General features: G+C 39.1%; 13 protein-coding genes. 1 reads left to right on the top strand and 12 read right to left on the bottom strand.

From position 1 onward, the window contains the following. Positions 1-5 precede the first annotated feature (5 nt). The 11 genes from MHH44_RS03670 to MHH44_RS03620 form a co-directional block, all read right to left on the bottom strand. Positions 6-620, bottom strand: a complete 615-nt coding sequence (locus MHH44_RS03670) for a stage II sporulation protein R (RefSeq protein ID WP_008404472.1) — start codon at positions 618-620, stop codon at positions 6-8. A gap of 43 nt (positions 621-663) precedes the next feature. Continuing rightward, positions 664-1527 carry a peptide chain release factor N(5)-glutamine methyltransferase gene (gene prmC, locus MHH44_RS03665; RefSeq protein WP_340797833.1) on the bottom strand — a complete coding sequence of 288 codons (864 nt, stop codon included), beginning with the start codon at positions 1525-1527 and terminating at the stop codon, positions 664-666. Continuing rightward, positions 1514-2590, bottom strand: coding sequence for a peptide chain release factor 1 (gene prfA, locus MHH44_RS03660; RefSeq protein WP_087615671.1), 1077 nt, complete (start codon positions 2588-2590; stop codon positions 1514-1516). The genes prmC and prfA overlap by 14 nt, the downstream gene beginning before the upstream one ends. A 207-nt stretch (positions 2591-2797) precedes the next feature. After that, complete coding sequence (locus tag MHH44_RS03655; RefSeq protein ID WP_008404479.1) at positions 2798-3370, bottom strand: thymidine kinase; 573 nt, start codon at positions 3368-3370, stop codon at positions 2798-2800. 420 nt (positions 3371-3790) lie between these two features. Next, the gene (gene rpmE / locus MHH44_RS03650) at positions 3791-3991 is read right to left on the bottom strand and encodes a 50S ribosomal protein L31 (protein WP_008404481.1); all 201 of its coding nucleotides are present in this window, start codon (positions 3989-3991) and stop codon (positions 3791-3793) included. Between the two features lie 252 nt (positions 3992-4243). Continuing rightward, the gene (rho, locus tag MHH44_RS03645) at positions 4244-5527 is read right to left on the bottom strand and encodes a transcription termination factor Rho (protein WP_008404483.1); all 1284 of its coding nucleotides are present in this window, start codon (positions 5525-5527) and stop codon (positions 4244-4246) included. A 195-nt stretch (positions 5528-5722) separates the two neighbouring features. Next, entirely contained in the window at positions 5723-6688 is a 966-nt protein-coding gene (gene glpX / locus MHH44_RS03640; RefSeq protein ID WP_008404484.1) for a class II fructose-bisphosphatase, read from the bottom strand. A 156-nt stretch (positions 6689-6844) separates the two neighbouring features. After that, positions 6845-8122, bottom strand: a complete 1278-nt coding sequence (locus MHH44_RS03635; RefSeq protein WP_008404487.1) for a UDP-N-acetylglucosamine 1-carboxyvinyltransferase — start codon at positions 8120-8122, stop codon at positions 6845-6847. 258 nt (positions 8123-8380) lie between these two features. Further along, entirely contained in the window at positions 8381-9031 is a 651-nt protein-coding gene (gene fsa, locus MHH44_RS03630) for a fructose-6-phosphate aldolase (protein WP_008404490.1), read from the bottom strand. Positions 9032-9216: 185 nt separating this feature from the next. After that, positions 9217-10071, bottom strand: a complete 855-nt coding sequence (locus MHH44_RS03625) for a class II fructose-bisphosphate aldolase (RefSeq protein ID WP_065216618.1) — start codon at positions 10069-10071, stop codon at positions 9217-9219. Positions 10072-10258: 187 nt separating this feature from the next. Further along, positions 10259-10630 (bottom strand): response regulator, encoded by a 372-nt coding sequence (locus MHH44_RS03620; protein ID WP_081483462.1) that lies wholly within the window; start codon positions 10628-10630, stop codon positions 10259-10261. Between the two features lie 342 nt (positions 10631-10972). Between MHH44_RS03620 and MHH44_RS03615 the strand changes: the two genes are divergently transcribed. After that, on the top strand, positions 10973-11545 hold the full coding sequence (locus MHH44_RS03615) for a DUF2529 domain-containing protein (protein ID WP_340797832.1): 573 nt from the start codon (positions 10973-10975) through the stop codon (positions 11543-11545). Between the two features lie 161 nt (positions 11546-11706). Here MHH44_RS03615 and MHH44_RS03610 read toward each other — a convergent pair whose 3' ends face one another. Beyond that, complete coding sequence (locus MHH44_RS03610) at positions 11707-13311, bottom strand: CTP synthase (RefSeq protein WP_340797831.1); 1605 nt, start codon at positions 13309-13311, stop codon at positions 11707-11709. Between the last annotated feature and the right edge of the window lie 81 nt (positions 13312-13392).

Here is a 13392-nt window from a genome sequence, read left to right as displayed (position 1 = left end):
TCCGTTTAACTATCCACAAATTGTGAGTAAGTTGGATCATTTTCTACAAGTTCTTCTGTATTTTGTGGATCACTTTTTTCCATATGTTTCTCCCACCATTCAGCAATAAAAAATGGCGGCCGTTCATTTTCCACCGGCTCATTAACTATACAAAGCGTTGGGAATACTGCACAGAACCAGTTTTCGCCACGACCCTGCCCAATAATGAAGTTAACTGAATAATATTCTTTTTGCGGATAAAACTGACCAGCCACCCATTTCGGAGGTATTAAGTTATCCCCAAACTTATAGGTAATTTTTAATTGTGGGTAAGTTTTCTGAATTTCCTGATACATGTTTTCCACACTGTGGATATCTTCTGAAAATTCAGGAGTATTTTGCAAATAGGTTTGAATTGTTTCCACTACCTCATACTTGATGAGTTGGTCGGCATTTGTCGAACTGTTGGCAATAACGCGGAATTTTAACTGGTCATTGCTTTCTCCTTGATCAATGCGGATATCATCTACAAAAGTAGGTATAAATGTAGCAGCACAATATAGAAATAAAACACTTATTAGTAATTTAGCAATCGCTAAAAATAGATTGGATTCATTTTGAATATCGTAATCATGTAACATAATCATTCCCCCTTGCAAACATTGTTTACAAGGAATCTATTTTTTATTCACTAATCTCACAAAAAACAATACGATCTTTTTTATTTATATCTTGAACGACTGATACATAGGCATTTGGAAAGCTTTTTTTGAAAAAATCCGATACGGCTTCTCCCTGTGTATATCCTATTTCCAGACCAATTAATGCCGGTTTCTTCATAAGAGCCGGTAAGTTTTCTGCTAGTTTACGATAAAGCAAGAGTCCATCTTCATCTGCAAATAATGCCTGATGCGGTTCGTGAGCTACGACAACATCGGACATCTCCTCCATTTCCTCATAGGCGATATAAGGCGGATTCGAAAGTACAACATCCCATTTTTCATTCGCAATCGGTTCTGTTAAGTCGCCAATCTTAAATTCAATTTCTGCCTGCAGCTGCTCAGCGTTTTTTTGTGCTGTTGCAAGTGCTGCAGGGGAAAGATCTGTTGCTGTTACATCAAGTTGCGGACATTCTTTTTTCATCGTAATAGCAATAGCACCACTGCCTGTCCCAATATCGGCAAACTTCAGCTTTTGATTATCCCCAAATAACTTGCGAATACGCTCAATCGTTCCGACAACCAGTTCTTCCGTTTCCGGACGAGGAATCAGTACCGATTCATCAACTACAAATGTACGGCCATAAAATTCCTCTACACCCGTTATATATTGTACAGGAAGCCCTTTCACATGTTCTTGAATAAAATCATCGAACTGCTGTTGCTGCTCTTCAGGTAGAACATCGTGCATCTTCATCATTAAACCCGAATAGCTTGTCTGTAAAATATGCTGCAATAAAATTCTTGCGGCATTTCCTTCGCGACCGTTCTTCTCTAAAAAAGAAGAAGCCCCATTCAGGGCCTCAAAAATGGTTTTATGCATCTTCATTTAAATTTGATAAGCGTGTTGCCTGCTCATCTAAAATAAGTGCATCGATGATTTCATCCAATTTACCTTCAACGATTTGATCAAGTTTTTGAATCGTCAAACCAATTCGGTGATCTGTTACACGGTTTTGTGGATAGTTGTAAGTACGGATACGTTCAGAACGGTCGCCTGTTCCTACTGCTGTCTTACGTGTTGCATCGATTTCAGCCTGTGCTTCTTGACGGTGTTTATCCGCTACACGCGCTACTAATATTTTCATCGCTTTTTCACGGTTCTTAATTTGTGAACGCTCATCTTGCATCGAAACGACAACGCCTGTCGGTAAGTGGGTCATACGAACAGCTGACATCGTTGTATTTACCGACTGACCACCCGCACCAGATGAAGCGAATGTATCAACGCGAATATCTTTTTCATGAATTTCTACATCTTCTACATGAACTTCCGGTAAACATGCAACCGTAGCAGTTGATGTATGGATACGGCCTTGAGATTCTGTCGCCGGTACACGTTGAACACGGTGTGCGCCGTTTTCATATTTGAATTTCGAATAAGCACCTTGACCGTTAATCATTAAGATTACTTCTTTATAACCGCCTGCCTGGTTTGGTGTTGCTTCCATTACATCCACTTTCCAACCTTGCGTTTCCGCATAGCGTGTATACATACGGAATAAGTCGCCTGCAAAAATATTAGCCTCGTCACCGCCAGCAGCTCCGCGGATCTCCATAATTACGTTTTTCGAATCATTCGGGTCTTTAGGAATTAATAAAATTCGCAGACGCTCTTCTAATTCCGGAACTTGTTTATTTAAATCATTAAACTCTTCCTTCATCATCTCCAGCATTTCTGCATCTTTTTCAATTTCCATTAATTCGCGTGTATCTGCCAGTTGCTCTTTCACCGATTTGTATACACGGTATACATCTACCATTTCCTGAATATCGGATTGCTCTTTCGAATATTCGCGAAGCTTATTAGAATCGCTGACGATATCCGGGTCGCTTAGCAATTCATTTAATCTTTCGTAACGGTCTTCAACCGCCTGTAAACGATCAAACATCTATATTTCACCTCTAAAAGTTATTTTGTTATTAGTTGTATTTCACTCGTCTTCTCACGAGTCACGTTAAAATGCACCTTTACTAGTATAAAGAAATTTTGCGGTTGTTGCTACATCTATGTTGAACTTTCTTCATATCATTTACACATTGGCACTCATATATTTAAATTTTGTTGTGTCGTTTCAATATCTATTCTTCACCTAAAATTATAGTGGCGGATTGGAATGACATTTGCGGCAAACAGGGTAATAACTATCATTACCCCCAATTTGAATTTGATCACCTGTACGGACTGGTTTTTTATTTTCATCTACTCGTAAATTCATCGTCGCTTTCTTATGGCAGAACCAGCAAATTGTTTTCATTTCCTCAATTTTATCCGCGTAAATCGTCATATAACGGCTGCCTTCAAACAGTTCGTTCTGGAAGTCATTTTTTAAGCCAAAGCCCATAACCGGAATGTTCAGCTCATCTACAATTTGAGTCAGCTGCAAAACATGTTCTTTTGTTAAAAATTGCACTTCATCAACTAGTACACAATATAATTTTCCTTCGTGTTTTTCCACGATTTCATATATATTTGTATCTTCAAAAACCGCAACTGCCGGACGTCTTAAACCAATTCGGCTTGAAACCGTTCCGACTTCATCGCGCGTATCAATTCCTGAAGTAAAAATCATTACCGCTTTATTCTGTTCTTCATAATTGTGGGCAACTTTTAAAATTTCAATCGATTTCCCGCTATTCATCGCCCCATGCTTATAAAATAATTGCGCCATTTATTTATCCCCGTTTCTAAATAAAATTACAAGTTCGTTTTTCACCAACAAAAAACCTTGAGCATGAAACCCAAGGTCAACTTTTCACTTCTTTTATCTTAGCTAGTTTTTTGCCATTCGTCTATTGCAAAAGGTCCTCTATTTATTAGAATATTTCTCTTTAGAAAAACATGTGCGAAAGTTTTCTAATATCTTCTAAATTCTTCTAATATATTTTTATTTTTTCTAATAAAAGTCTGAAGTTCTAATATAATATGTACATTTTCTACTATCCGGCGGAGGTTTTCAAATAAATGATTCAGATTTTCTAATAACCTGTAAAACTGTTCTAATACCTGCTCAATATCTTCTAATAAAATGAAATCAGTGCTTTAAAAAATTAAAAACCCATTTCCAGCAATGCGGAAATGGGCAGAGGTATTATTTCATACCATATTTTTTGTTGAAGCGATCTACACGTCCGTCAGCAGAAGCGAACTTTTGACGACCTGTATAGAATGGGTGACATTCGTTACAGAACTCGATTGAGATCTTTTCTTTAACTGAACCTGTTTCAAAAGAATTACCACAAGAGCAAGTTACTGTTGCTACTTTGTAATCTGGGTGGATACCTTGTTTCATATTCGTTTTCTCCTCTCGCCCTGAACCATCCGGAACAGAGTATTTTCGAACTGCACCTTACATAGCCCGAATATGTCACTACATACGTAATGTGTTGAGGTCAGCTATATATGTGCACGTTTCATACTTAAAGAAGTATAGCAAGTTTTAAAAAAGGTTGCAACTATTTTATATTATTTTACGAAATTGAATGTATGTAGTTCCTCACTAAATCAAGAACTTGATATCCATTCGCGCTCAATCTTCTAAAATCTATAACAACCCTTTACCGTTCGTAGCTTTCTTCATATCTGTATCAAGCTTTTCAAAGAATTCTTCGTTTGTTTTTGTTGTGCGTAGTTTGCGTAAGAACTTTTCACCAAAATCATGTGAATCGCTGAATGTTTTACGGATTGCCCATAATTTATCAAGCTGGTCTTTCGGAATAAGAAGCTCTTCTTTACGCGTACCTGAACGGCGGATATCGATTGCAGGGAAAATACGGCGTTCTGCCAAGCTGCGATCCAAGTGCAGTTCCAGGTTACCCGTTCCTTTAAATTCTTCATAAATTACTTCGTCCATACGGCTGCCTGTATCAACAAGAGCAGTCGCTAAAATTGTTAAACTGCCGCCCTCTTCAATATTGCGGGCAGAACCGAAGAAACGTTTCGGACGGTGGAATGCAGCAGGGTCAATACCACCTGAAAGTGTACGGCCGCTTGGCGGAATCACTAAGTTATAGGCACGTGCCAAACGTGTGATCGAATCCATTAAAATAATAACATCGCGTTTTTGTTCTACTAAACGTCGTGCACGTTCCAATACGATTTCTGCTACTTTTACATGATTTTCAGGCACTTCATCAAACGTTGAAGAAACAACATCCGCATTTACTGAGCGCTCGATATCCGTTACTTCTTCCGGACGCTCATCGATTAGCAGGACGATTAGTTCCGCTTCCGGATGGTTTGTCGTAATAGCGTTGGCAATTTCTTTTAATAAAGACGTTTTACCGGCTTTTGGCGGTGCCACAATTAATCCACGTTGACCAAAACCAACAGGCGCTACTAAATCCATAATACGTGTTGAAAGTTTTGTAGGTACAGTTTCCAACTTAATATGGCGATCCGGATAAAGCGGTGTTAACGCCGGGAAATGCACACGCTCTTTTGCAACTTCAGGATCTTCGCCATTTACAGCATCAACTTGCAATAAGCCATAGTAACGTTCATTTTCTTTTGGCGGACGAACTTTACCTGAAACTTTATCACCATTTCGTAAATCGAAGCGACGAATTTGGGAAGCAGAAATGTAAATATCCTCTTTTGAAGGAGAATAGTTAATCGGGCGCAGGAATCCGAAGCCGTCTGTAGGAATAATTTCTAAAACACCTTCCATGAAGAAGAAGCCTTCTTGTTCAGAGCGGGTTTTTAAGATTGCAAAAATTAGTTCCTTTTTATTTAGCTTACTAGCATTTGATAATTTGTATTGCTTCGCCAAAGCATATAATTCTTTTAATGTCATGCTTTCTAATTGAGCAATTGTTAATGCTGTCATACGTTTTCTCCAGTCTATTAAAATTTAATTTTTTAATTAAGTTATTGAAAGATGTTTAGGAATTTGTGTAAGAGAAGTATACTACACTTTATTTGAAAGATGCCCAGTTTTTACACTGGGCATTTATTATATTATAGTGTAAGTAATTTGAAAATGGGCATTTTCTATTTGAGGCTACTTACATTATACGGGAAGTTATATTTGGTCATACTTTGGTTTTTTATCAATGCTGTGGCGTCCTTCAATAAAGCGTACTGTTCCTGTTTTTGCACGCATAACAACTGAATGTGTAAGTGCATAGGAACCTTTATATTGAACACCGCGTAAAAGCTCCGAATCTGTTACAGCTGTTGCTGCAAAAATAGCATCATCGCCTTTAACTAGGTCTTCCATCATTAATACTTTATCTACGTCGACTCCCATTTTTACGCAACGAGCAAGCTGTTCTTCATCTTCAGGTACTAGTTTCGCTTGGAAATCGCCACCTAAACATTTTAACGCAACTGCCGCAATAACGCCTTCTGGTGCGCCACCCATACCGAACATAATATCGATACCAGTTTCATCGAATGCTGTGTTAATCGCTGCACCTACATCACCGTCTTGAATGAATTTAATACGTGCACCGGCTTCACGGATTTCATCGACAATATGCTGATGACGTGGACGGTCTAAAAGTGTTGCTACAACATCGGAAATATCTTTGTTTTTTGCTTTTGCCACTTGCAATAAGTTGTACGTAACAGAAGCGTTAATATCAACTTTACCTGCCGCTTCCGGCCCTACAGCTATTTTATCCATATACATATCAGGCGCATTTAATAGATTGCCTCGGTCTGCAATTGCCAGTACTGTCATCGCGCCATTTGTACCTTTTGCTACGATATTTGTACCTTCTAATGGATCTACTGCGATATCAACTTCAGGTCCGCCATTTCGAAGCCCTAATTCTTCACCGATATAAAGCATCGGTGCCTCATCCATTTCTCCTTCACCAATTACAACTGTCGCATGCATTGGGATTGTATCAAACATAACACGCATCGCTGTTGTTGCTGCGTCGTCCGCTTCGTTTTTAAGTCCGCGTCCCATCCATTTCGCTGATGCAATCGCTGCTGCTTCTGTTACACGTACTACTTCCATTGATAAACTACGTTCCATTTTGTGTTTGCCTCCTGTAATCGGTTAAAACCGATTTTAACAGCCTAAATTAACTGCTTTTTTGAATTGTATTATGAACTAACATATTTTTATTACCCAAATATATATTATCATACTCTCATCGTTGCGCGATTCGGATCACGAATTATAGCAAATTTATGCATTATTCTTTGTTTTAATGACAATGGACTCTTTACGAATATTTGCACCAATTGCACAAAGCTTTTCAATTAATGAACTATAGCCGCGTTCAATATGGTAGATATCGTGAATTTCTGTTTCACCTTTTGCGATAAGTCCAGCCAATACTAATGCAGCACCCGCGCGTAAATCTGTTGCCGTTACCGTGGATCCTTCCAAAGATGCAGGTCCTTGAATGATGGCCGTATTGCCTTCAACACGGGCTTTTGCACTCATACGTCGCAGTTCGTCTATATGCTTGAATCGGGCAGAATAAATTGTATCTGTAATCATCGATGTCCCTTCCGCCTGCGTCATTAAAACAGATAAAGGCTGTTGAACATCAGTCGGGAATCCTGGATAGACCAGTGTTTTTACATCAACCGCCTGCAGGTTCTTTTGCTTTGAGATGTAGATGCTTTCCTCATTCTCTTCCACAGTTACACCCATTTCGCGAAGTTTAGCTGTTACGGCTTCCATGTGAAGCGGAATGACATTATCGACAAGTACACCATCACCAATCGCTGCAGCCATAATCATAAATGTAGCTGCTTCAATTCGATCCGGTATAATTGTATGTTTCGTACCTTTTAGCTCATCGACACCTTCAATACGGATAACGCTCGTTCCTGCGCCTTTAATATTGGCACCCATATTTGTTAAAAGTGTCGCAACATCAATAATCTCAGGCTCTTTCGCTGCATTCTCGATTGTAGTTTTCCCTTTTGCCCGCACTGCTGCCAGCATAATATTAATTGTTGCGCCGACACTTGCAACATCCAGATAAATTTTCGCACCAATTAATTCATCTGCGCGTAAGTAAATCGCACCGTGCTCATTTGTTACTTTTGCTCCTAAAGCTTCAAAACCTTTAATATGTTGATCGATTGGACGTGGCCCTAAAAAACACCCGCCTGGCATGCCGATTACCGCTTGTTTAAAACGTCCCAGCATGGCACCCATCATATAGTAGGAAGCACGCAATTTTTTTACATTGCCGTTTGGCAGCGGCATCGCAACCATTTTTGATGGATCAATCGTCATCTTGCCATTTTCGAATGTTACTTCTCCGCCAATTTCTTCTAGAAGTGCTTTTAACGTCCATGCATCTGAAATTTCTGGAATTCCCCCAATGGTAACGGAAGAATCTGCCAAAATTGATGCAGGAATTAAAGCAACTGCGCTATTTTTTGCACCGCTAACGGTTATTTTACCTTTTAGACGATTTCCGCCCTGAATTTTATAAACATCCATTTTGTGTTCTCCCTTACGATTGGACAAATTTCATCTTCATTCAGCAGAAGTCTACGGACATCTGCTGAATGAAGATGAGCTTCTGGCAGATGTCACAGATTTTTTAAAGGATGTTTTAATGAGGAAGTCAGCCTAAAAACGTCGCCGTGCGACAACGGCTGACTGACCCACGTCCTGTAGGTCTAAACTCAAAAAAATCTGGACACAATTACGCCGAGGCGTAATTGATAATAAGTCAACTGCTGTGAGTTATTCTTATTATTTCCCTTCTCGCTTTGCCCAATCCGCTAAAAATCCTTCAATTCCCTTGTCTGTTAATGGATGATTAAACAGTTGCTGTAAAACTTTGTATGGAGTTGTTGCAATATGTGCGCCAGCTAATGCAGCTTGCGTAATATGTTGCGGGTGACGAATAGATGCGGCAATAATTTCCGTTTCAATTTCGTGGATAGCAAACATTTCAGCAATTTCACGGATTAATTCTACGCCATCTTGACCAATATCATCTAGACGTCCTAAGAATGGAGATACATAAGATGCGCCTGCACGTGCCGCCATCAATGCTTGGTTTGCAGAGAAAATTAATGTCACGTTCGTTTTGATGCCTTTTTCAGAGAAGTGTTTACATGCTTTTAATCCTTCTGGTGTCATTGGAAGTTTTACAGTAATATTCGGGTGAATCGCAGCCAATTCTTCCCCTTCACGAATCATTCCTTCTGCGTCTAAAGAAATAACTTCACCAGAAACCGAGCCGTTTACTAACTCAGCAATTTCACGTAAGCGGTCGTGGAAATTCACGCCTGATTCCTTTGCAACTAATGATGGGTTCGTCGTTACACCTGAAAGAATCCCCCAAGAGTATGCTTCTTTAATTTCGTCAAAGTTTGCTGTATCGATAAAAAATTTCATTATAATAGCCTCCGATTTACATTTGATTATAAAAACACATCTCGCTCATTTGTGAACGAGATGTCTTATGTTGAAAAACACGTGTTCACAAAGAAAAGTACGCATAGTTTGTGCACTTTTCTTTTGTGGATTCATTTATCCCGCTTTAACGGGTAGTAAAATTCTGCCTCTAAACTTAAGCAGGCTTAGGCTTTTCCAGAGCTGCCGAATTCGCGCATTTTACCGATTACTGTCGCTTTAATCGCTTCACGAGCTGGACCTAAATATTTACGTGGATCATATGTTTTCTTATCATTTTCTAAAAACTCACGGATTACTTTCGTTGCCGAGATTTGGTTTTCTGTGTTTACATTAATTTTTGCTGTCCCTAAAGAAATTGAACGTTGAATATCTTTTGTCGGAATACCTGTTCCACCATGTAGTACTAACGGAACATCTGTTAATGTTGAGATTTCTTCCATTTCAGCAAATCCTAAGTTTGGTTCGCCTTTGTAAGGACCGTGAACTGAACCTAATGCTGGAGCTAAACAGTCGATACCTGTAGCTTCAACTAATGATTTACATTCTTGCGGGTTTGCGTACATAATGCCACCAATGACACCGTCTTCCTCGCCGCCTACAGTACCAAGTTCTGCTTCAACAGATACGCCTTTTGCATGCGCATAGTCGACAACTTCTTTAGTCGTTTGGATATTTTCTTCGAATGGATGATGTGAAGCGTCAATCATTACAGAAGTAAAACCAGCATCGATCGCTTCTTTACATTTATCGAAGCTTGAACCATGATCTAAATGAATTGCTACTGGAACAGTTGTTTTGTAGCTTTCCATTAAGCCTTCAACCATTTTTACAACAGCAATGAAACCGCCCATATATTTCCCGGCACCTTCAGAAACACCTAGAATTACTGGTGACTTTTCTTCTTCTGCTGCTTGTAAAATGGCTTGCGTCCATTCTAAATTGTTAATATTGAATTGACCTACTGCATAACCTTCCGCTTTTGCTTTAATTAACATTTCTTTCATTGAAACTAATGCCATTATTAAAATCCTCCTCGAAGATACATAAATAGTTTGCTGCTAGAAAAACATAGTTTGCGCAAAATACTTTTTTTAAGTATTTTTTTCATCGTCTATTCTTTGCAAAATCACATGAATTGACAAAAACATTTAGATTAATCATAACAAAAACAGACAGTATGCGCTACTGCCTGCTCGCCTGTTTCATTTATATTTTTTCAGCCTTTTCTACTAGTTTATTAACTTCATCACGTACTTCAAAAATATTAAAAGGTTTTGTAAAGTATTTCAACACACCTAATTCGTTTGCAGTGTCCATCATATGCTGTTCAACATAAGCAGTCATCATCATTACAGGCAGCTCCGGGTGTTCTTCTTTCAAACGTGCTAAAATTTCCAGACCGTCCATTCCGGGTATTTTCATATCCAGTAGAACACAATCGAGCTCATTTTCCTGTGCAATTTTTATTGCATCAAAACCGTTTGCCGCTAAATAAGTCGTAAATCCTTCTTTTTTAAACACTTCATTTAGAAGCATCCTTATCCCCTGCTGATCATCTACTATTAGTATCCCCTTCAATGTGATCCCCCATTACAATAATAATTTATCCCGCATTAACGGGTAGTAAGACTCCCGCCTCTATACTTCTCAAGGGCGAAAAGGATAGGCGGTAGCTCAACTACCCATAAGTGCCCGATCGGTTCAGGCCAACACGATGTTGGTCACACAAGCATTGTCTCAGGACGTGACGGTTTTAGCTTGTGTTCCTTCTAATCAGTGGGCAAGAAAACCCCACTGATTGAAGTTTCACTTTATATAAGTTACATTCTATTACTAAATTGATTTCCCCTCTTTTATAGAGAGAGTTTGTGCTTTTGCTTTTTTATGTGCACAATTTTATAATAACTTTGAGGTGTAAATATGTCTAAAATTTTAACTACGCAATTAACAGGCCTTCTACAGCGCATACAGCAAACTGAAGAAGAATCAATTGAGGAAACTGCACGATTATTGGCACAGGCAGCAATCGGACAAGGAACAATTTACTTTGCGACATTTGGTGAAATGGAAGCTGTTGCGGTAAATGCAGAGCTTGGTGCAGGTACATTCACTAAATTTGCACGTTATACAGAAGAGGTCGAACTAATGCCTGCTGACCGTGTGATTATTTTTACGCGTCATGCTACAGATGAACAAGCATTAAAGCTCGCACAGCAACTGCATGCAGAATTCATTCCATTTGCGGCTGTCGCAAGTGAAGTGGCCAGTGACGACAATCCGTTAAGCGACCTTGCTTATACGTATATTTCATTAAAAGTGCGTGGCGGCATTTTACCGCATCCGACGAAGCTCGGCGAACGCATCGTTTTTCCACATATTATAGCAGCTTTATATATTTATGAAGCGATTAAGATGGAATTCGATGAAATGCTCGTAGACGATGATGAAGAGGATGACGAGTTACTTGACGACCATCCATCACCATTCGCATAATTTATTGGCGACTCTTAATCCATACTGGTATGGGGGTCGTCTTTTGTATTTTTGAATTTATATGCGCCTCTCTAAAGTAGGTATACAAATTAAGCAGCTCAAACTTTACTATCGTAAAATTGAGCTGCTTTTAATTTTGGAGCTACTTTTGCCCCAACTCTTTATTTTTTATTATTAAATGCTGCGCCAACAAACTCACGGAATAATGGTTGTGGACGTTGTGGTCGTGAAATTAATTCCGGGTGGAACTGACCCGCAACAAAGAATTTCTTCTCTGGTAGTTCAACAATTTCTACTAATTTATTGTTAGGAGATAATCCTGAGAATACCATACCTTCCGCTTCCATTGCTTCACGGAATTCATTGTTGAACTCGTAACGGTGACGGTGACGTTCGTATACTAACTCTTCACCATTGTAAGCCGCGCGTGCACGAGATCCTTCTTTTAATTTACATGGATATAAACCAAGACGTAATGTTCCGCCGATATCTGTATCTTCTGTTTGATCTGGTAAGAAATCGATAATCGGATACTTCGTATTTTTGTCCAGTTCTGTTGAATGTGCGCCTTCCAAGCCCATAACATTACGCGCAAATTCTACTGTCGCCATTTGCATACCTAGGCAAATACCGAAGAACGGTACATCGTTTTCACGTGCATAACGGATAGATTCGATTTTCCCTTCAACACCACGGTCGCCGAAACCACCTGGTACTAAAATACCGTCTGCTTGTCCTAGCAACTCATCAACATTTTCCGCTGTAACATGCTCAGCATTGATCCAGTCGATCTCGATATCCGAATTGTATACATAACCTGCATGTTTTAATGCTTCAACAACTGAAATATAAGCATCTTGCAATTCTACGTATTTCCCTACTAAAGCGATACGTGTTTTGTGCTCCAAGTTTTTCACTAAATGTACAAGCTCTTTCCAATCTGTCATATCTGCTTTCGGCGCTGAAATACCGAAATGATCAAGAACGATTTGGTCAAAACCTTGTGCATGAAGATTTAATGGAACTTCGTATAAATGTTCTGCATCACGTGATTCAATAATATCAGAAGGTTTTACGTCACAGAATAAAGCGATTTTTTCTTTCATGTCCTGCGGCACTGGTTGTTCTGTACGTAATACGATAATATTTGGCTGAATACCTAATGAACGCAACTCTTTAACAGAGTGCTGTGTCGGTTTTGTTTTCATTTCACCAGCAGCTGCAATATAAGGCATTAATGTACAGTGGATGTACATTACATTTTCATGGCCTAAATCACGGCGCATTTGACGGATCGCTTCAAGGAATGAAAGTGATTCAAAGTCACCTACTGTACCACCGATTTCCGTAATAACAACATCAGCAGAAGTTTCACGGCCAGCACGTTGTACACGGTCTTTAATTTCATTTGTTACGTGAGGAATTACTTGAACTGTACCACCATTGTAGTCACCGCGGCGCTCTTTATTTAGTACCGATTGATATACTTTACCTGAAGTAACAGTTGAGTGTTTACCAAGATTAATATCGATGAAACGCTCATAGTGACCTAAGTCTAAGTCCGCTTCTGCACCATCATCTGTAACGAATACTTCACCATGCTGGTATGGGCTCATTGTACCTGGATCAATATTTAAATATGGATCAAATTTTTGAATTGTTACTTCCAATCCACGATTTTTTAATAAACGACCTAATGATGCTGCTACAATCCCTTTACCAAGTGATGAAACTACCCCACCTGTTACGAAAATATACTTTGTCATACAAATTCCTCCTTCTTTTAAAACAAATTAGAAAAACACTCTATTGCTTCCTAAATGCAAGGGAATGTTTTTCTAATAAAG

Origin of the sequence: Solibacillus sp. FSL K6-1126 (genome assembly GCF_038003445.1) — a bacterium.
Classification (GTDB): Bacteria; Bacillota; Bacilli; order Bacillales_A; family Planococcaceae; genus Solibacillus; species Solibacillus silvestris.
The sequence above is the reverse complement of the archived record's forward strand: the minus strand, read 5'-3'. Positions and strand labels throughout refer to the sequence as shown.

Coding starts and splice junctions, on each gene's coding strand:
- MHH44_RS03635 (WP_008404487.1), bottom strand. CDS start 8,122: ATGGATGTTTATAAAATTCAGGGCGGAAATCGTCTAAAAGGTAAAATA.
- MHH44_RS03610 (WP_340797831.1), bottom strand. CDS start 13,311: ATGACAAAGTATATTTTCGTAACAGGTGGGGTAGTTTCATCACTTGGT.
- prmC (WP_340797833.1), bottom strand. CDS start 1,527: ATGAAGATGCATAAAACCATTTTTGAGGCCCTGAATGGGGCTTCTTCT.
- glpX (WP_008404484.1), bottom strand. CDS start 6,688: ATGGAACGTAGTTTATCAATGGAAGTAGTACGTGTAACAGAAGCAGCA.
- rpmE (WP_008404481.1), bottom strand. CDS start 3,991: ATGAAACAAGGTATCCACCCAGATTACAAAGTAGCAACAGTAACTTGC.
- MHH44_RS03670 (WP_008404472.1), bottom strand. CDS start 620: ATGTTACATGATTACGATATTCAAAATGAATCCAATCTATTTTTAGCG.
- rho (WP_008404483.1), bottom strand. CDS start 5,527: ATGACAGCATTAACAATTGCTCAATTAGAAAGCATGACATTAAAAGAA.
- prfA (WP_087615671.1), bottom strand. CDS start 2,590: ATGTTTGATCGTTTACAGGCGGTTGAAGACCGTTACGAAAGATTAAAT.
- MHH44_RS03615 (WP_340797832.1), top strand. CDS start 10,973: ATGTCTAAAATTTTAACTACGCAATTAACAGGCCTTCTACAGCGCATA.
- fsa (WP_008404490.1), bottom strand. CDS start 9,031: ATGAAATTTTTTATCGATACAGCAAACTTTGACGAAATTAAAGAAGCA.
- MHH44_RS03625 (WP_065216618.1), bottom strand. CDS start 10,071: ATGGCATTAGTTTCAATGAAAGAAATGTTAATTAAAGCAAAAGCGGAA.
- MHH44_RS03655 (WP_008404479.1), bottom strand. CDS start 3,370: ATGGCGCAATTATTTTATAAGCATGGGGCGATGAATAGCGGGAAATCG.